Source organism: Anabaena sphaerica FACHB-251 (assembly GCF_014696825.1).
Taxonomy (GTDB): Bacteria; Cyanobacteriota; Cyanobacteriia; order Cyanobacteriales; family Nostocaceae; genus RDYJ01.
The window spans coordinates 75,717-96,293 of record NZ_JACJQU010000002.1 but is presented as its reverse complement, the minus strand read 5'-3'; the positions used below and the strand labels follow the sequence as shown (position 1 = coordinate 96,293).

Below are 20,577 nucleotides of genomic sequence, written 5' to 3'. Positions count from 1 at the left end.
GTGAATAAATGATAAATTGATACAAGAAGTCGGGGATCTTAATCTCTCTACACCTCCAGATCCTCTAGTTCTGAGATTAATTTATCATTTACGAAAATTATTATCCCACCGCTAAACCGATAAATTATCACTTATATAGTTAGAGTATTTTGCATATTTTATCAGCGAGTTACATAGTTAATTGTACAATAGATTAGCTATTGTATCTATGTTTTCATTAATTCGTTTACAAATCAAATACGACTGTTTTATGAGAATTGCTATTGTTAATGATTTAATCATCGCTACGGAATCACTGCGACGCATTTTGGCAAAAATTCCTGAATATGATTTAGCTTGGATTGCTTATGATGGAGTAGAAGCCGTTGCTAAGTGTGCAGAAGATACTCCAGATTTGATATTAATGGATGTAGTCATGCCCAAGATGGACGGGGTGGAAGCTACAAAGCACATTATGAGTCAATCTCCCTGTGCTATTCTTATGGTGACAGCCAGTGTCAATCGCTATGCAGCTAAAGTGTTTGAAGCTATGGGTTATGGAGCTTTAGATGCTGTTAACACACCAGCGGTTGGTTATGGTCAACAAACAGAAGGTGGCACTAGGTTACTCAATAAAATTGCTACTATTGCTAGATTAATCGGTAAATCTTCCCGTCCGCGATCGCAATTTGACACACAACTCAAACCCAAAACTTCCCCAGAACTACACCCACCCCTCATAGTCATTGGTTCTTCCACTGGTGGTCCCCAAGCATTAGTAACAATTCTGTCCCAATTTTCTCAAAATTTAAATGCTTCTGTGGTCATTGTCCAGCATCTTGATGCCCAATTTGCTCAAGGTTTCGCTACTTGGTTAGATGGACAAATTTCTTTACCAGTTCATCTGGCTACATCCGGGTATTTACCACAACCAGGTAAAGTGTTAGTTGCAGGTACAAATCATCATTTAGTGATGCGTCCTGACCAAACTCTTGACTATCAGGAAGAACCTCTCAATAGTTTCTACCATCCTTCAGTTGATGTCTTTTTTCAAACTGTGGCTAAATATTGGCAGGGTAACGGTGTGGGAGTGTTGTTGACGGGTATGGGTCGGGATGGCGCTCAAGGTCTAAAATTACTCCGGGATATGGGTTGGCACACCATCGCCCAAGATAGCAAAACCTGTGTCGTTTATGGAATGCCCAAAGCCGCAGTGGAATTAGATGCAGTAGTACAAATTTTACCAGTTGAAGCGATCGCCCCAGCCTGTACAAAATCCTTAGCCAGATGGTGAGATAAAATACGAACTGTTGCCAGAAGTCAGGAAGCAGGAGTCAGAATAATATCTCAGATCGGCTCTAAAAGTCTTGATTATTCTGACATATCTGATACTTAAATCTAAAATTTCCAGTAAATTTACTTAAAATTTAATTTCTACTCTTTTTAATTTTTAAATAAATACCAAAAATTACGTAAATATTACTCCAAAATAAACTGGCTTTCTCCGGAAAGTTAACAGTATGAATTTGTTTACGAATTGCAAACTAAAGGCTTATTCATTATTAAGTTCGGTTATTCTTGGTTTAAGGATAAATAATCTATACTTTAAAGTTTTAATAAACCATAATTATGAGGAGCTATAAAAATGATATCCACATCTACAGCTTTCCCGCTCACGCCACCAACAGCCGAGACATTATCAACCTGCTGGTTGAATCAGGAAAATCAACCGCCATATCATCCATCTACAGTCCAGTTAAACACAGATTTAGTCACAGTTTTATTAATTGATGATCAGTTAATAATTGGTGAAGCAGTTTGCAGGTTACTCGCTAACGAGAAAGACATTTCTTTTCACTATATAGATGACCCCGCACAGGCAATTCAAAAAGCTATTTCTATAGCTCCCACCGTCATCCTCTTAGATATGATCATGCCTGAGATTGATGGTTTAATGCTACTGCGTTGGTTTCGCTCTCATCCGGCAACTCATGAAATTCCTATTGTCATGCTCTCTAGCAAAGAAGAAGCACAAATTAAAGCAGATGCTTTTGCTGCTGGTGCAAATGACTATTTGATTAAATTACCGGATGTAGTTGAGTTAATTGCCCGCATCCGTTATCATTCTAAAGCCTACAATAATTTAAAAGCTCTCTCAGCCGCCAATGCTACTTCTCGGCTACAAGCAAGACAACTAGAACAAACTCTAGAAGAACTAAAAACAACACAAGTCCAACTAATCCAAACCGAAAAAATGTCTAGTTTGGGTAAAATGGTGGCTGGTTTAGCTCACGAAATTAATAATCCTATCAATTTTATTCATGGTAACTTTATTCATCTTCATAATTATATTCAAGGTTTGTTACAGTTAATTAAAATTTATCAACAAGAATATCCATCAGAAAATTCTGTTATTGAAAATTACACAGATGAAGTTAATCTTAATTTTATCATCGAGGATTTACCCAAAATACTTGCTTCGATGAAAATGGGAACTGATCGGATTCGAGAAATTGTACTATCTTTACGCAACTTTTCTAGACTAGACCAAGCTGATAAAAAAGCTGTCAATATTCATGAAGGTATCGACAGTACACTACTTATTTTAAATCATCGTCTTAAACAGGAAATTGAAGTTATTAAGGAATATGGAGATTTACCCTTAATTGAATGTTATCCAGCCCAACTCAATCAAGTCTTTATGAATATCCTCAGTAATGCTATTGATGTCTTATTAGAACAAGAACAACAACAGCAAAAACAAATAGTAATTAAAACTGAAAAAAATGATTATGGGAAGATAAAAATTACCATCCGAGATAATGGACCTGGTATTAGTCCAGAGTTACAAAGAAAGATATTTGATCCCTTTTTTACAACTAAACCTGTCAACCAGGGAACTGGTATAGGACTAGCAATTAGCTATCAAATTATTGAAAAGCACCAAGGCAATATTTATGTCTGTTCTGACCCCAGTTATGGTACAGAATTTGTCATAGAAATCCCTACGGAACAGATTACTTAATTAGTAATTAGTCATTAGTCAGTGGTTAATTTATTCCCTGTTCCCTGTTCCCTGTTCCCTACAAGCAGCCTGTATAAATAATTTTCGGTGATATCTGGGTTGGAATATAGCAATTGAGGAAAGTATCATAAAACATGAATTATGAAGTTGGACTTGAAAAAATCCATAGGCTTCACAATTCAGGTTCTATTAGCTCTCAAACTGAAGTCAAGATCAAATAACTGATTTGAGCTTTGAGTTATGGTATCTTAACTCAAAACTCAAAACTTCAGAAATCAATCAGTAGAGCATTTAAGCCATTTGATTTTCAATCGCCCACCGTGCTAATTCTGTACGGTTGTGGAGATTGGTTTTACCCAACATATTGGAAACATGGCTTTCAACCGTGCGCTGGCTGACATTTAATTCTTCAGCGATTTCCCGGTTAGCTAAACCCCTAGCCACAAACTGAACTACTTTCAGTTCGGTTGGGGTCAACTGCACATCAAAGGGAACTTGGATACGGGAACCGTTTTCCCCTCCCTTGGTTTGATGTTCTTTCCAACGGATAGTTTGCTTAAGTGAGGATTCTACTTGTGCTACGAGTTCTTCTGGTTCAAAGGGCTTGACCATGTATACATCAGCACCTTTATTCAGACCTTTAACTCGGTCTGCACTTTGCCCCTTAGCTGACAGGAAGAGAACAGGTATCCAGCTGGTGCGTTCATTTTGCCGCACTTGTTCCACAAAAGTGTACCCGTCCATTTCCGGCATCATCACGTCACAGATGATCATGTCTGGAACATCATGTTCTAAAATATCCAGAGCTTCTCGTCCATTTTCGGCCGTGATGACTTCGTATCCCCGGAATTCTAAGTAATCCTTCACCAGCAAGATGAGGTTAGGGTCATCATCAATCAATAGAAGTCGTTTGTGATCTTTCATGCTGGACTCTTTCATAGCAGTGGCACTTGTCGCGCTTAGATCCATCAAAGGCTTGAATAGTTATCCTCTATGGTGGATTATGTGAGATGTTGTGCAAAACAAAACTTACACAAATTGTTCATGGTTGGGGCGTATCGGAATACACCCTAGAACATTTTGTTGTTTGCTTCCTGCTTCCACCAAGCCCGTTGCCGGGTTCTTGTCCACAGGCGTAAATTCCGCGCTGGCCGCACGTACTGGTTTTCCCACTTAACTTGCCTTTGTTGCTTGTTTTTGTGAAAGTGGTGGTCACTCTTAACATACTACTAGTAACTTAATGGCAAAAGTCTAGTAAGGATACGGAGAGCAATAGTATTTATAATGCGCTATTATATATTCCTTTGAAAGAAGCGGGCTAAAAAACCTGATTAAATCATAATCCGTCTGGTTGACAAGTTCAGTGTTTAGCTAAAGATGACCCTAACTGACAACTCACCCGCACTTTCATTTGTTTACTGTTGCTCTACTGTATCCTTTGGATGTTAAGCCTCTATCAGAGGTTCACAAGAAACCAAGGAAGTTTCTGGCAAAGGATGGGTTTAAAAGCCTTGTGCTTCAACCACCATGATGCCAATTAAGTGTTCTGGGATGATCCGCTCAATGACTTCCGGTTTTGTTTGGCTATACCAGACCCCATCTGGGTAAACTACCATTATCTGCCTAGAACAACAAATACGCAAGCAGTTGGTTTTATCTCTGAGGATACAAATCGGATAACTCTCATGCAGCTGGTCGAGATGTTGCTCCTTCAGTGACAGTTTCCAGCATTCCCAGGATTCATTCCAGACTAGGCTATTTTGAATCCAAATGAGTAACTGTCTGGTCAGAAAAAACAGAAACCTGTGCTGTGAAAATCTGCCAATCCTAGAGCGTCCACACAAATACTTAGGGCTTTAAGTTCCTTAGCTTTAGTAGTTTTGGGGATTGGAGGGCTGTTTTGACTCACTGTATTGTTACTCATCATTAAGCGGTTCCCTGATTACAGTTCTATAACAATTTCCCAGCTTTGGAAATAAAGTTGTCCATATAAAAATATTCACTACCTACGCAACAGAACCAGACAACTAAAACAATTAGGCATTTATACTTTGGGATTGGTGATTGGGGATTAGGGATTGGTGATTGGTGATTGGTGATTGGGTTATTTACCTCCCCTGCTCCCCTGCTCCCCTGCTCCCCATCTCCCATTCCCTAGTTCGGGAACCCGTACAGAAGAACTTGTTGCCATTTGTCACTGCTTTTCGGTAGATTAGCACTCAGGAGTTGAGAGTGCTAACAAGCGAGCAAAAATTAAAATTATGGCAGCTGTATCTCTAAGCGTATCTACAGTTAAACCTTTAGGCGATCGCGTTTTCGTGAAAGTGACCGCCGCTGAAGAAAAGACCGCAGGTGGTCTGTATTTGCCCGACACCGCTAAGGAAAAGCCCCAAGTAGGTGAAGTAGTAGCCCTTGGACCTGGCAAGCGGAATGATGACGGTAGCCGTCAAGAATTGGAAGTTAAGGTGGGCGACAAGGTGCTGTACTCCAAGTACGCTGGCACCGACGTTAAGCTCGGCACTGAAGAATATGTACTGCTTTCTGAGAAAGACATTCTAGCAGTCGTCAGTTAATTGAGTGGGGAGGGGTCAAACAAGTCAAAAGTCAAAAGTCAAAAGTCAAAATTTTGAGTTGGCAAGCCACACCCCAGCAAATAACTGAAAAACTGACAACAAACTAATAACCAATTCAACAATTACACAGATTATGGCAAAGCGCATTATTTACAACGAAAACGCCCGTCGCGCCCTTGAGCGTGGTATTGATATTCTGGCTGAAGCTGTTGCTGTCACCCTTGGACCAAAAGGTCGTAACGTAGTTCTAGAGAAGAAATTTGGCGCACCACAAATCGTTAATGATGGTGTAACTATTGCTAAAGAAATCGAATTAGAAGACCATATTGAAAACACTGGCGTGGCTCTGATTCGCCAAGCTGCTTCTAAAACTAACGACGCTGCTGGTGATGGTACAACCACCGCTACAGTTTTGGCTCACGCCATTGTTAAAGAAGGCTTGCGGAACGTGGCTGCTGGCGCTAATGCAATTCTGTTGAAGCGCGGTATTGATAAAGCTACTGCTTTCTTGGTAGAAAAAATTGCTGAACACGCTCGTCCTGTAGAAGATTCTAAGGCGATCGCTCAAGTTGCGGCCATCTCTGCTGGTAACGACGAAGAAGTCGGTAGCATGATTGCTCAAGCTATGGACAAGGTGGGCAAGGAAGGCGTAATTTCCCTAGAAGAAGGGAAGTCTATGACCACCGAACTCGAAATCACCGAAGGGATGCGCTTTGATAAAGGCTATATCTCTCCTTACTTCGCTACTGATGCAGAGCGGATGGAAACGGTGTTTGATGAGCCTTACATCCTGTTGACTGATAAGAAAATTGCTTTAGTACAAGATTTAGTACCTGTTCTCGAACAAGTAGCTCGTTCCGGCCGTCCTTTAGTGATTATCGCTGAAGACATCGAAAAAGAAGCTTTGGCTACTTTGGTGGTTAACCGTTTACGCGGTGTGCTGAACGTGGCTGCTGTTAAGGCTCCTGGTTTTGGCGATCGCCGTAAGGCTATGCTAGAAGATATCGCTGTCTTAACTGGTGGTCTACTAATCACTGAAGATGCTGGTTTAAAGCTAGATACTACCAAGCTGGATAGCCTGGGTAAAGCTCGCCGCATCACCATCACTAAGGACAGCACCACCATTGTTGCTGAAGGTAACGATGTTGCTGTTAAGGCTCGTTGCGAACAAATCCGTCGTCAAATGGATGAAACCGAATCTTCCTATGACAAGGAAAAACTGCAAGAGCGTTTGGCTAAATTGTCCGGTGGTGTAGCTGTCGTTAAAGTTGGTGCAGCTACCGAAACCGAAATGAAGGACAAGAAACTGCGCTTGGAAGATGCTATTAACGCTACCAAGGCTGCTGTAGAAGAAGGTATTGTTCCCGGTGGTGGTACAACCTTGGCTCACCTCGCTCCTCAGTTGGAAACTTGGGCTAACAGCAACCTCAAAAATGAAGAGTTGACTGGTGCTTTAATCGTTGCTCGTGCTTTACCTGCTCCTCTGAAGAGAATTGCCGAAAACGCTGGTCAAAACGGCGCTGTAATTGCAGAAAGAGTGAAAGAGAAGGATTTCAACATTGGTTTCAATGCTTCTACCAACGAATTCGTAGATATGTTGGAAGCTGGTATTGTTGACCCTGCTAAGGTAACTCGTTCTGCTCTGCAAAACGCTGCTTCTATTGCGGGAATGGTGTTGACAACCGAATGTATCGTTGTTGACAAGCCTGAACCTAAAGATGGCGCTCCTGCTGCTGGCGCTGGTATGGGTGGCGGAGATTTCGACTACTAAAATCTTTTCTTAGTGTGAATAATGGCCGCTTCCGTTAGGGGGCGGCTGTTTTTTTAGTGTTAATGGTTAATTTTAGTGAAAAAGTCTCAGCTTAATAATATACTGAACAGGATATAGCAGATTTTGAAGAGTTTGAAAAGTTTGCTTCTTTTTTAACTGAAATCGGTATTATTCAATTGCGCGAGAAAGATCAACGCTATAAATTTGCGGATATCTATGTATATGGATTTGAAATGATTCGTCAAGGTGCAGTATAGAAATATTCTGAATACTAACATCGGTTGGGCTATCCTGAAATTATTGTTTCCAATGTTTTTGAGAAAAAACAACAAAAATTACCAAAAAACCAGAAAGAAAAAGCTATCAACTATATGAATAATTTTATTAAACGTAATCAAGAATGAGCATAGTATGAAGAAAATTGAACAACATCAACTCTTGATAGAATAATGATGCAAGACCCCGATTTTCAAGCTAAATTTGCAGCAGGATATCAGGAATTTTTACTATCTGAGTTGTTAATCTCTATTATGGAAAATGATCATATATCCATTGCTCAATTAGCCGAAGAAGTTAATATTTCTCCTGCTGTTATTCAAGATATTTGTTCTGGTCAGCAAAAAGATATGAACATTAGTAATTTTTTACAGATAGTTCAAGGTTGTGGTTATCGTCTTATTCTCGAAAAAGGAGAAGAGCGTATTTCTTTAGTTGCGTAAATTTTAACTTCTCTATTAGAGTATGAGTTGGGTAAAACGGAATCAATATCATCGCTTCTTTAATGATATTTGTCACCATTTTACCCAATCTATAAATATATATAAGGTGATTTAAGTCACTTACAATCATTTATGTAATTGAATATTATTAAATTAACAAATAAATAGTTATTAATTTCAATTATGGCTTTAATTCTTCCAGAGTCAATTTCATCAAATTCTAGTCAAGGTGAAAGAAATTTATTTAGAATACTTAGTAATCAGCTACCAGATAATTTTTCTGTTTGGTATAAACACATTATTGACGGTAAAAAAATTGATTTTATTATTCTTGCTCCTAATTTCGGTCTACTGATTATTCAAGTTATTAATTACCATCCAAATCAAATTCTTGATGTAAATATAGATAATAAAACTATATATTTTTATAAAGAAAATCAAGAATACCATAATATCCAGCCATCTTTTTATTTAGATATTCCTGGAAGAAAAACTCGTAAACGCTCGCAACAAGTTAAGAAGATAGCTGAAATTAATCAATATTCTTGGTGGGAAAATCAAGAATTTTTACAATCCTTGATTACTAAACTGCAACATTATCCAATTCTCAACATAAAAGATATTCATAATAACAATAAATTAGCCATACCTGTGGCACATAGTGTAGTTTTCTCTAACATTACTGAAGAACAAGGACTAAATAAAAATCTTCACAATATACTACCGAAATCTCAAGTAATATACAGAGATGAATTACTATTATTAAATAGCAATAGTATCAACACGGTTAGTAGATTAAAACAAATATTTACCGACACCAATCAATTTGATTTTCCTGATATCACTACTGAACAAATTGATACTATCAAAGCTATTTTATTTCCAGAAATTGCTATAAAACTTGTACCAGCATCTTCCAAAAGTGTTCCTGATGGTTTTCCCATACCAGATAGAAGTTATGTGTTTAGAACCTTAGACCATCGTCAAGAAAGTATAGTCAGAAGTATAGGTCAAGGACATAGAATCATTTATGGTGTCGCAGGTTCAGGTAAAACTTTAATACTTCTATCTCACGCTAAATTATTACTCAAAATTAACCCTCAGCAAAAGATTTTAATTCTTTGTTTCAATAGAAGTCTTTCCGCTTACTTAAATTCCTTGCTTGCTCAAGATATAGATCAGCAAATATTGGGTATAAATATCAGAGTATTAACATTTTATGCTTTGGTAAATTCTGAAGTCAGAAAAATACCTTCTCAGGGGGGATTTTCTACCGATTATTATGATGCTATTTTAGGAGAACTTCTGCTCCAAAAATTTTCTCAAATTCGCAATTATTATAAGTATGATGCTATTTTAATTGACGAGGCACAAACATTTCATCCCAGTTGGTTTAAATGTTGTGTTGCTGCTTTGAAAGATCCGAATAATGGCAATTTAATGATTGTTGCAGATGGGGGACAATCTATTTATAAACGCCAAAATTTTACTTGGAAATCAGTAGGGGTTAAAGCTGTTGGTAGAACAATGAGTAAAAAATTTAATCTTGATAAAAACTATCGTAATACCCAAGAAATTTTAACTGCTGCTTGGAGTTTATTTCACAATACCCAGAATATTGATGTTCAGCAAATTCATGAGCAAATTTCTGATGATGAAACTTTAGTATTTGATGTTGTTAAACCTGAAAATGCTATGCGTCATGGGTTATCTCCTGTTCTACATATTGAAAAATCAGAAAATCATGAATTAGAATCTGTGATTAGTTTAATTCAAGAACTACAACAGGTAAATGGGTTATCTTTAAACGATATTGCTGTAATATATAGGATGGCAGATGATGGTAAAACCCAATTATTAACTGCACTAATTCAAAGATTAACTAATTTAGGAATTGAAACTTATTGGATATCCAAAACTAGAGAATCTGAGAAAAACTATAGTATCAACCAGTCAGGAATCAAAATATTAAATTCTTTGAGTGCGCTTGGTTTAGAATTTAAAGCTGTGTTAATTCTTTGGGTTCAAGACTGGGAATTTAATATCCCTGCAATTTCAGAAAATGATATTTTAGTCGGTAAAAGACTTTATGTAGCTATGACTCGCGCTCAAGATATATTACACATTTTTGGTTCTGGTAATTCGGCAGTAATTCAACAATTGCAAAACAGTGGAAATTTTATAGTTAAAAATTAGGAATAGAAAAATTATAACATCATAAATATTTAGTACAAAGAGAAGAAAGTAGACATTCTTCGCTATCGTTAATAAGTTCAATAAATATCAATTCTTCAGGTTCAGCATAAATAATAGCCATGATAGCATAAGTGTCAATCACCATTATTCAGGAATCCCAAACTCGTTATAACCAATAATTTCATCAGGAGTTCTGCTTTTCTGAATCAGGATGTCCAGAATTTCAAGATTTACAGGATGTTTAATTTATTAACTACTACAAAATTCTTCGAGTCTGTTTTAAAAGATTTTTGCTATTTAAACTGGGAATTAATTCCCAGTCTTACTAATTATTCATTACAAGACTGTTCCCAAGTCAGCTTTTTCTCAACAGTTTGTTCTTCCCCTGGTGGAACAGTACGCTCATCCATAAAGTAAATATTGAATTTCTCTAATTTTTCACTACCTTGATGTTGAGTATTCCAAGCGTAACAGAGATATTTTCCATAAAAAGGATAAAGCTTTTTACCGATCGCTCGATTAAGATTAATAAAATAAGTGCGCCATTGCATATTGCGATAAATAGCACTTCTGACACCTAAACTTGGTTTATCCCAATTAACAGCATTTCCACCCTGGAAAATATCAACTTGACTGCCATTTTCCAAACTACCAGGAATAACGTGCCATCCATCATCTCTAGGGGGTGCAGGTGCGAAAATACTCCATGATTGATCAAGTCTTGTTATTCGTCCCATAACTTCAGTTCTGTGCCATATTTTGCGCTTGAATAAATCAGGAGCGTAACTTTGAATATTCCAAATAAAAGCGTAAATTAACAACACCACAGCCAAAATATTCAAAACGCGGGATTTACGAACTTCCAAAGGACGGAATTTAAAAGGTTTGGTGAAATTACCAGCAAATTTTCTATTATTAGCTACTGCTTCATAAAACTTTGTCCCCCCTGCCATTATTGGTTTCCAATTTAGTAACGGCACTAAAAACCTAAATACAGGAGACAAACTCACCACATAAACAATACCTTTAAACTTAAAATATCGCTTTCCTTGATAATCTTCAATTACCCAAGAATTATGAGTCTGCATATCAGCATACGCATTTGGATAGTCCTGCGCCATTAATAACGGTGTTCCTGGCAAAATCAACAGAGTTCGTAAGATATGCACTACCTTTTTGCAGAAACCACAATCAGCATCAAAATAAATTATTAATCCCTGACGTGCTGGAGTTTGCAACCGTTTTTCTAACCCATTCCAAAACTCACTAGGGAGAAAAGCTAACCAACTAAAAATACTTAAAAATGGGAAAATACCGATATTTAAAGTCAAGCCAAAACCCGCATGAAGTCCGATAAAAGTTATAACTGCACCTAACCGAAACAAACTATTCCGAAAAGGAACGAATATTGCTAATGGGCCTATCCATTCCAGCACCAAAGTAATTTTAGTAAAGACATTTAAAATCGGCTGGAAATTGAGAAGAAAATAACCAAAAGGAGTAACATATTGGTCATAACTCAGAGCATAATAAACCGCAGTCCCATCAGTCCAAATCGGGCTTTTAGTTTTAATCGCAGCGGAGAAAATATAGATAAAGCACTGCTGACACATCAGCGCAAAAGTAGCACCAGAAACCACTGTTGTCGGTAACTTGCGTTGAGAAGTATTCAGCGCACTATCAAGGGAATAACAAGCGCCCCAAGGTAGAAACATTGCCCAAAACATGAGAGCGCGTAAAACATCATCCGCTGCAAAAATCAAGGCTGGATTTCGATTGTGCATGGATATTAATAATATCCAAGAAGCAATTGTAGCAACTCTAGTCCGATAACCCACCAACATCAAAACTGCAAAAAAAGCGGCAATGATAAATAATAAAACCTGAAAAATCGGTTCACCGCTGATAGTATGTAAGGACCAATGTCCAGTTTTAGCGATTTCCTTTAGTAAAGCACGGGGAAGTACACCGACATCTGTATAATGGGCGGTTAAGTCACCAAAACGAGTAAATAAATCTACGAGAATGATGGTAGAAATACCGATACGAAATGCAGCGAGCGATCGCAAATCTAGTCCTATAACTGTTTCTAGATTTTTTCTCCAGGAAGTTTTTGATGTCTCTTGTTGAGTAACCATAAAATTTTTTAATAAACCACGAAGGCACGAAGTACACGAAGGAAGAAGGAAGAAGGAAGAAGGAAAGAATATAGGTATTTTTTTATTAGGAAGATATTAAAATTTTATTCTTTGCGTGAGCATTTATCTTCTCAGCAGCTTTTTAATTCCTCCAAATATCCATCTTTTAGCTACCTGAAGTTGATGTTTCAGTGTTGGTAAACGTTGAATATAAACTCCTCTGCGAATAATGCCAGCTAGATTACCATCTAATGTGATGCCAAAGCTAAAAACTACAGCATTCTTAATACCTAAAGTTAACATTTCTCCTAAATATAAGTAGCTAAATGATTTTAAGCGACGACCTGTAATTTTTGCCCATATATTACGCGCTGCACAGGGTGCTTGTTGAAATGCTGCTTGCGCTGTAGCGGGAGATTTGTTACCTTTAATATCTCTAATTTCTGCCAAGTCTCCTAATACAAATACGTTGGGATATTCTGCTAGTTGTAAAGTGGGAGTTGCTATTAATTGTCCTTGTTGATTATGTTGACAATTTAACTCTTTTACCCATTGAATTGATTGATTTCCTCCTGTCCATAAAACTAAATCTGTCTGTAATTGCTGAGTTTTACCTTGATGATTAGTAATAATTGCATCAGCTTGAATTGCTTCAATATTAGTATTTAAATCTATCTGTACACCCCGTTTTACTAAAGCCCTGTATGATGCAGTTTGACAACCTTTAGGGAAAGTTTTAAGAATTTCATCTCCTCGATCAATTAAGCGAATTTCCCCCCGGTTTTTGAGTCTATCTGCTAATTTACAAGCTATTTCCACGCCATTTGGACCAGCACCAGCTATAGCTATTTTAATTACAGGAATATCAGATGCTTCCAAAACCCGTAACCGTTCCTTTAAAGATTCAGCATCTTCTAAACTTCTAAAAGTTTGAGCGTGTGCTGCTGCTCCTGGGACTATATCTAACCGCGTTTCTTTACCAACAGCCAACACTAAAAAATCGTACTTTAGCAGAGTTCCATTTTCCAAAGTTACCAAATTTTGCTCTAAGTCAACACCCTGAATTTCTGCCTGATAAAACTTAACATTACTACCTGACAACAACTTTTTATAAGTTGGTGCAACCTCCCAGTTAAGTAACTCTCCCGTCACCACTTCATAGAGTAAAGGAGTAAATAAAAAATGATCCCTTTTTTCAATTAAAATAATCTCATATTTAGGTTGACAGATTAGAGGAATTTTTATTAATTCCAAAGCCGTATACAACCCACCAAAACCACCACCCAAAATACAAATCCGCACCGGATAATTAGTGATATTCTGGTTTTTTACATTTACGTTTTTAATAAACTTATTGCTGATATGAGACATAATTTATAATTCATGATTTATACTTTGTGCGAAATCAAAATAAAGATATAATTGTAAGTATTCATCTGTAGAACTCGTTCATACCCAGATCCCCGACTTCTTTTGTTTATTGTGTCCACAAATTATCAATTGATGTCAGAAGTCGGGGATCTTATCGCCCTACCTGAATTCTGACATATCATTTAATATTTGCTGCTTTAAACTGCTCAACCAGTTCACTCGTGCGAGTACGACGGCCATCAGGATTAAGATGATAATGGGTATCAGCAAACAAACTAGAATCAGTCTTCACATTTAAAGTTTCTTTGTCATAAAGTACCGGGGCAATTTTGCCCAACTCTGTTGCTGTTTTCCGAATATTACTGATGGTTTTAGTATCAGTGCTACCATAAATCCAAGAAAGTCCTAATACCAAAGTTGCTCCCTTAGCTTCAACTTCCTGCTTAAATTGCTCAATTCGTCGCAAGGAATGGGGAGAAACACTATCTTTAATTGTCAATGACCACCATTCGCTTTTAGTGCGTTTTTTCATGACTGTCGGATCACCGTTAGCTGTTACGGGGTCAGAATAATAACCGGTTAAACGGCCTTTCTGCACCACATCCAAAGATGATTTAGTTGCAGATTTTAGGGTGGGTATACCTAATAACATCAAGTCTTGAGCGAGTTGTTTGGGGGGTACATTTCCTAAACCGGGTTTACCAATAGCTGCACCAAACTGACCAGAGCGATCGCCAAAACCGTCATCATCGAGTAATAATAAATATTCGGGAATAAGTAGGACGATATCGCCTTTTTTGATCACATCAACAACACTAGGCAAAATCACATCTAAACCGATAGGTCCATCTGTGGCTATGTTAATAGTAGGGATGCCTAATTTCTCTTGCATCAGTTTGGCATCGACGGTGTAATGAGCGCCAGAACCACCGACAATGAGAATACGCTGGGGTGCTTGTACTTCTTTAGCTATCGCTATTTTCTCTTCATACATCATCCGCAACCAGCTAAGTTCACCACCATAACGGGCATTGTAAAAATAACCAACACCCCACGTTAAACCAGCGATCGCAAACCAACTAGAAAGTTTGAAAAACTTGTTCATAATTAGGTGACAGGTGACAGTAAGAAGGGAATAGGGAGAAATTAACTAATGACTAATGACCAATGACTCTAAAATTCAAAGTAAATAAATGGAGAGGGAGTATTCGCGGCAAACAAAATAGTTAGCACTAACAAAACCCGTGACATCCAAGGAGAAACTAACAAATCATAGTCCGTTTCTCCTTGTCGCCAAACTCCAATTTGTTCCATCAATAATAGTCCTATTGACAAAAACAAAGTGAATACTAAAGCCGCTGCTCCATTCTCATTAAAGAATGTCAATGCTTCACCCAAATTAGATAAAGAATAATTCCAAGGAGTTATTAAAACTAAAAGCTTTTGCATCAAGCGTCCTGTGTTTGTTTCCATAAAAAACAAACATCCCAAAATTACAGATCCAAAAGTTAAAGCCCAGGAAATAAACTGCGGCATTAAAAACTTTTGCTGTCCCAAAAATTTATAAAATGGTCGTCCAGCATAGCGCAATACTAGAAGCAATAAACCGTGATAAGCTCCCCACAGAATAAAATTCCATGCGGCTCCGTGCCAAAAACCAGATAGGGTAAAAGTAATAAAAAGATAAAATGGGGCATACTTCATATTTTTGCCCATTAAAGGCAGAAAAACATAATCTCTAAACCACGTACTAAGGGTAACGTGCCATCTACGCCAAAACTCGTTAATGCTCTGGGAAGTATAGGGAGCGAGAAAGTTAAGGGTTAATTTAACACCTACAAATTTTCCTAACCCTACGGCAATAAAACTATATCCACCAAAATCAAAATAAATTTGTAATGTAAACAAAAAAGCAAAAAACCAAACTAACCAAGGATTATCAACTTGATCTAATTTGATATAAGGTGAAATATTATCTGCCAGGACAAACTTCATAAATAGTCCTAGAGATAACCAACGAAAACCAGATTCAAAGTTATCAAATGTCAACTTAAATCTAAAGTTTTCAATCTGCGGAAACAAGTCTGCTCTCCGTTCAATTGGCCCTGCTACCACTTGGGGAAAAAAGGAAACAAAGTTGACGTAATCTAAAGCCGCAATGGGTTGTTTTTTTCTGCTGGTATAGGAATCAACTACAAACCCCACCATCTGAAACGTATAAAAAGACAATCCTGGTGGAATTGAACCCATCCCAGGAATAGACTTTGATTGCCAAGTTTCTGCTAATCCTGGAACTACTAAACCTAAAACATCTTCGACAAAGAAGTTGAGATATTTGAAATATGCCAGAATTGCAATATCAATTACCACTACAACTGTAGCAATTAACTTAGCTTGCCATTTTTCTTGTCTCAACATCAACCACACCATGATGTAGTTGAAGATGATTTCACACATAAAGATGGCAAAACTAGATTTTGATGCGTTGACAAATAAGAACAACGACATCACCGCCAAGCCAACTGCGTCAAAAACACCTCTCCACAGGTTCAAAGACTTGGCAACATAGCGGACTGTAAAATAAGGGATGGCAAATAATAGCAGCACCCACCAAAACGAAAACTCCGAAAAATTCAATTCACCATGCCTCCCACCTGTGAAAATACTGGGGATTGGGGATTGGGGACTGGGGACTGGGAACTGGGGACTGGGGAAGATAAGATATTGCTTTTTTCCTCCTGCCTCCTGCCTCCTGCCTCCTGCCTCCTATCACCATATCAACTACCACTAATCTTGTTCCAAAGACCGCCCCAACCTTTACCTTGGGTAGCTTCTTCTTTAGGTTTACTAGTAACAGCAACGGGTTCAGCAGTAGCAGTTTCCGCAGGGGAAACACCCGCTTCATCAACTAAGTATTTAGCAGCTTTTTCAATAGTTGGATAGTCCCAAAGTAAGGTGGAAGGAAGTTCTGCACCTAACCAATCTTCCATATCACCAACTATGGTTACAGAGTCAATAGAATCTAAACCATAGCGGGTTAAAGGTTCAGTTACTTTGATGGTTTCAGCTTTGATTCCTAGTTGTTTAGCAATCTGGTTAACTAACCATCCTTGAATAGTATCAATAGAGTTCATAGTATCAGGTTTGGAGTTGGAGTTTTGGAGTTGCATCTGTGGTAGTTTCCTGTAGTTGAGATTTTGCTAGTTGGAAGGGAACGATGGAAAACATCCGGTCTTCGTTATACAAACGAATCATTTCTTGGACTACACAACTGTCGTCGATTCTTCCAGGTAATGATGTAGCTGGCCGTAAGTTTGACATTAGCCTACGCAAGCTAAGAGCTAACCATTCTCCATTAGCAAAGAATTCTCCCAGGTGATTACGGTTGTAAATCCATGTATACACACAAGCAGCCGCAGCGTGTAATATACAGTATTGTTTGGCCATATCAAACAATTCTGGATCTTGTTCATGTCCAAACTGGAAGGTTGACTCTGTAATTTTTACATCCAGATTGTTTAATTCTTCTCGTACTATATCCGTTAAAGTAATGATTTGGTAGAGAGTATCTGGATTCAGATTAGAGTCTGTTTTTAGCTTCTCCAAAGATGCCAAAGCCAAATCTAGTCCTTGTAGTACATCATCTCCACCCCGGTTAACCAACTCCAGTTTTTTGCCATTAAATGCGGGTAAATTCTGGGTTAAGTCAAAAGTTGTAGCCAGCCGCGCTTCTAATGCTTCTAGATTCTTTCCAGCATTTCTGGCACGAGATTTGGTTAACTGCCGTAGTTGCAGTAATAGGGCATGAAGATTAACAACGCTGCTGCCATCAAACATACTGATGATGGAGTTATCCCGCAGCACTTTCTGGAAAATACCCCAGTCATGTGCTTCCCGCATATAGAAGCGTGAACCTAAAACAACGGATACATTGTTTACTACTGTTTCCAAGGTGGTGGTAACAAAATATTTCACCACTGCTGACCAGACGCTAATTTGTTCTGGCATGGTACTAAAACCACGACCCACACCAAAGGTAGAACAGTCGCAAATCAAGATATCTAAAAACGCATCTGTAAGTGTGCGTCGGGGTTGGGGCATATCAAATACTGTCTTACCGTATAGTTTGCGTTCGATCGCAAATTTTAAGGTAGTACGCAAAGCTGTATCAGCCGCACCTTGGGAAAAAGCTGCACATAAGGCTCTAGTGATTTGGAATCCCTTCAGGGCTAGTTCTAGTCCCATCCCTTCGGCCCCTAACCGCATAGATTCGGGAATAAAGCAGTTATCAAAGCAGATACCACTCATATCTGACCCACGAATCCCATGAGTGAGAATTTTGGGCAGATTACTAAAGTTATCTGGGTTAATTTTGCTCTTTTCCACCATGAACAGAGAAAGGCTACGGGGTCCCCCATCTGGGTCTGTTCTAGCTAGGACAAAGGCGACTCCAGAGCGTGTAGCGCGGTTAATTGGCCATTTTTCTCCGTTGAGGATATAACCGCCATCAACTTTTGTGGCTTGCATATCCCCACCCAACAAATCGCTACCATGTGCTTTTTCGGAATAAGCTAGGCACATAGTCCCGTTGGCATCTTTCATAAAGCTAGACAGGATTTGCTTCTGCTCGTCTGTTCCTGCCATCCATACTAGGTATGACCAAAACATAGTCGTAAAAGCGATTCCTGCGGTTTGATCGCGCCGTGAAAGCACGCGCACAAAGGATATGAACTCGTCAAATCTGGTAAATTCACCACCGCATTCTGTGGGAATGTAGTAATGTTGCAGTTTCCAGTTATATAACCAGTCAATTATTTCCTGGGGAAATTCTTCCTTTTCATCCAGGTCTATTACCTGTTTGAAGGACATCATACTCTCTGGATTACCAGGATCGCCTAAATCCTTTTCTAGTGCTTCGGCGACCCAAAATTGTTTGAGTGGCTGCATAATGTTCTCCTTAATGGGTAACTTGCACTTGATCTAGTAAGTTATCAACTTCTTTGGATAATTTGCGGTAGTTGGCGCTGTATTTAGGGTTTTCACTCCAGTCTGATAACACTTCCAATTCTCCTGATAGGAAACTGGCTTTACAAGCGCGACGTTGAATTTTCCCGCTGGAAGTTTTGAGGATATTACCTGGTTTAGCTAAGACTACAGCATAAACTTGCAGTTCATGAATTTCAGCGATCGCCTGACGAATATTACTGATGACTTCCTCAGCTTGATACTCTTCGGCATTGCGTTTTACTTCCTGCACCACTATCAATCTTTCCACACCTTCGGCCTCTATAGAGAAGGCTGCACCATAGTCAGGACGTAAGCAAGGATGAATTTGCTGTACTGTCCACTCCAGGTCTTGAGGGTAGTGGTTAGTACCTCGGATAATAATCAAATCTTTGATCCGTCCGGTGATGAACAACTCACCACCTTTCATAAAACCTAAATCACCAGTTCTGAGGAATGGACCCTCTTTAGTATCCGCAGTATAGGCACGGAAGGTACTCTCACTTTCCTCTGGACGCTGCCAATAACCACCTGCCACACTCGGATCAGATACCCAAACCTCACCCACTTCGTCAGGTTTGCAACGAATCAAAGTATCAGGGTCAACTATGGCTACTTTGGTATCACATACCAGTTGTCCACATCCTGGAATAGCCCGGACACCATCACCCCAAGCATCAGCTTCGACAATTTTGTTTTTCTCAATTTCTGATGTTTTCACCAGACATAGTACCGGTGGAGTTTGTTTAGGACTGGTTGATACTAGCAGGGTATCTTCTGCTAAACCATAGGCAGGTGCAAAGGTTTCCCACTGAAAACCAGCAGGTGCAAATTTTTCATAAAATTCTTCTAATACTCTGGGATTAATTGGTTCTGCTGCATTTCCCGCAGCTTGCCAACTACTTAAATCTAAACTTGCCACTTGTTCATCAGTAATACGACTCACACACAGTTCATAAGCAAAGTTAGGGGCTTGACTGTGAGTACCCCTATAACGCTCAATAGCTTGCAGCCAACGCAGTGGACGTTTAATGAAGGCTAGGGGAGAGATGACATAGCAGGGATGTCCGTTATAAAGTGGTTCGGTCATGCCTTCCACTAATCCATAATCATGGAAATAAGGCATCCAGGTTATGGAAACACTATCAGCATCGTAGCCACAGGCTTTTTGTAGATAACCGCAGTGGTGAATAATATTGTGATGGCTGATCATCACCCCTTTGGGTGTGGAGGTAGAACCAGAAGTATATTGCAAATATGCCAAACTATCTGGACTAATTTGGGGATCTTGCCACTGATCTGCTAGTTGCAAATCAACGTCTTCAGTGGCTATCCAAGTCATTTCTTTGAATTCTGGAAAGTCTGATTCTGCTTCTTTCAGAATGCCTAGAAAGCTTTGATTGGTAAGGGCAAAGGTAGCATTGGCATCTTTGACTATTGCCCGTAACCGAGGTAATGCCCGTTTCAGTCTGCCCGCATCAGGGGGTGGTACTGGTATAGCTATTACCCCGGCATAGAGACTACCCAAGAAAGCCGCTATGACTTCCAATCCCTGGGGGTAAAGTAACAATGCTCTTTGTCCTTTGCCATTGTGTTGCTGTAACAAAGCGCCAATAGCACGGGCTTGACGGTCAAGGTCTTGATATGTAAACTTTAAACCCTCTGTTTTCCCATCTATCAGGAATGTATAGGCGAGTTTATCTGGTTCCTGGACGGCACGCCAGCGCAGTAGTTCGATCAGGGTAGAGAAGTTGCTCATGGGCTGATTTTGGGTAGCTAGGCTTTGAGTCATCTGACGACT

The 20,577-nt window shown here is 38.9% G+C and carries 14 protein-coding genes; 6 read left to right on the top strand and 8 right to left on the bottom strand.

Annotated features, from left to right (window positions below):
- Positions 1-208: 208 nt before the first annotated feature.
- Both cheB and H6G06_RS04110 read left to right on the top strand, forming a co-directional pair.
- A complete protein-coding gene (gene cheB / locus H6G06_RS04115) occupies positions 209-1,273 on the top strand; it encodes a chemotaxis response regulator protein-glutamate methylesterase (RefSeq protein WP_338422908.1) in 1,065 nt (354 codons plus the stop codon).
- A 351-nt stretch (positions 1,274-1,624) separates the two neighbouring features.
- The gene (locus H6G06_RS04110; RefSeq protein ID WP_190557376.1) at positions 1,625-3,004 is read left to right on the top strand and encodes a hybrid sensor histidine kinase/response regulator; all 1,380 of its coding nucleotides are present in this window, start codon (positions 1,625-1,627) and stop codon (positions 3,002-3,004) included.
- A gap of 291 nt (positions 3,005-3,295) precedes the next feature.
- On the opposite strand, the gene H6G06_RS04105 is transcribed toward H6G06_RS04110, so the two are convergent.
- Entirely contained in the window at positions 3,296-3,973 is a 678-nt protein-coding gene (locus H6G06_RS04105) for a response regulator transcription factor (RefSeq protein ID WP_190558489.1), read from the bottom strand.
- Between the two features lie 1,292 nt (positions 3,974-5,265).
- On the opposite strand from H6G06_RS04105, the gene groES reads away from it, so the two are divergent.
- From groES to H6G06_RS04085, 4 genes are all read left to right on the top strand, one after another.
- Positions 5,266-5,577 (top strand): co-chaperone GroES, encoded by a 312-nt coding sequence (gene groES, locus H6G06_RS04100; RefSeq protein ID WP_190557374.1) that lies wholly within the window; start codon positions 5,266-5,268, stop codon positions 5,575-5,577.
- A gap of 133 nt (positions 5,578-5,710) precedes the next feature.
- The gene (gene groL, locus H6G06_RS04095) at positions 5,711-7,348 is read left to right on the top strand and encodes a chaperonin GroEL (protein WP_190557372.1); all 1,638 of its coding nucleotides are present in this window, start codon (positions 5,711-5,713) and stop codon (positions 7,346-7,348) included.
- Positions 7,349-7,797: 449 nt separating this feature from the next.
- The gene (locus H6G06_RS04090) at positions 7,798-8,067 is read left to right on the top strand and encodes a helix-turn-helix domain-containing protein (RefSeq protein WP_190557370.1); all 270 of its coding nucleotides are present in this window, start codon (positions 7,798-7,800) and stop codon (positions 8,065-8,067) included.
- A 183-nt stretch (positions 8,068-8,250) separates the two neighbouring features.
- Positions 8,251-10,263, top strand: coding sequence for a 3'-5' exonuclease (locus H6G06_RS04085; protein WP_190557368.1), 2,013 nt, complete (start codon positions 8,251-8,253; stop codon positions 10,261-10,263).
- A gap of 329 nt (positions 10,264-10,592) precedes the next feature.
- On the opposite strand, the gene H6G06_RS04080 is transcribed toward H6G06_RS04085, so the two are convergent.
- From H6G06_RS04080 to H6G06_RS04050, 7 genes are all read right to left on the bottom strand, one after another.
- A complete protein-coding gene (locus tag H6G06_RS04080) occupies positions 10,593-12,401 on the bottom strand; it encodes an HTTM domain-containing protein (protein WP_190557366.1) in 1,809 nt (602 codons plus the stop codon).
- 123 nt (positions 12,402-12,524) lie between these two features.
- Positions 12,525-13,772: an NAD(P)/FAD-dependent oxidoreductase gene (locus H6G06_RS04075; protein ID WP_190557365.1), complete on the bottom strand. Its 1,248-nt coding sequence runs from the start codon at positions 13,770-13,772 to the stop codon at positions 12,525-12,527.
- Between the two features lie 178 nt (positions 13,773-13,950).
- Positions 13,951-14,877 (bottom strand): hypothetical protein, encoded by a 927-nt coding sequence (locus H6G06_RS04070; RefSeq protein ID WP_190557363.1) that lies wholly within the window; start codon positions 14,875-14,877, stop codon positions 13,951-13,953.
- A 68-nt stretch (positions 14,878-14,945) separates the two neighbouring features.
- Positions 14,946-16,409: an MBOAT family O-acyltransferase gene (locus H6G06_RS04065; RefSeq protein ID WP_190557361.1), complete on the bottom strand. Its 1,464-nt coding sequence runs from the start codon at positions 16,407-16,409 to the stop codon at positions 14,946-14,948.
- A gap of 140 nt (positions 16,410-16,549) precedes the next feature.
- Complete coding sequence (locus tag H6G06_RS04060) at positions 16,550-16,906, bottom strand: acyl carrier protein (protein ID WP_242039591.1); 357 nt, start codon at positions 16,904-16,906, stop codon at positions 16,550-16,552.
- 4 nt (positions 16,907-16,910) lie between these two features.
- Positions 16,911-18,719: an acyl-CoA dehydrogenase family protein gene (locus H6G06_RS04055; protein WP_190557357.1), complete on the bottom strand. Its 1,809-nt coding sequence runs from the start codon at positions 18,717-18,719 to the stop codon at positions 16,911-16,913.
- Positions 18,720-18,729: 10 nt separating this feature from the next.
- Positions 18,730-20,568 (bottom strand): fatty acyl-AMP ligase, encoded by a 1,839-nt coding sequence (locus tag H6G06_RS04050; RefSeq protein ID WP_190557355.1) that lies wholly within the window; start codon positions 20,566-20,568, stop codon positions 18,730-18,732.
- Positions 20,569-20,577 lie beyond the last annotated feature (9 nt).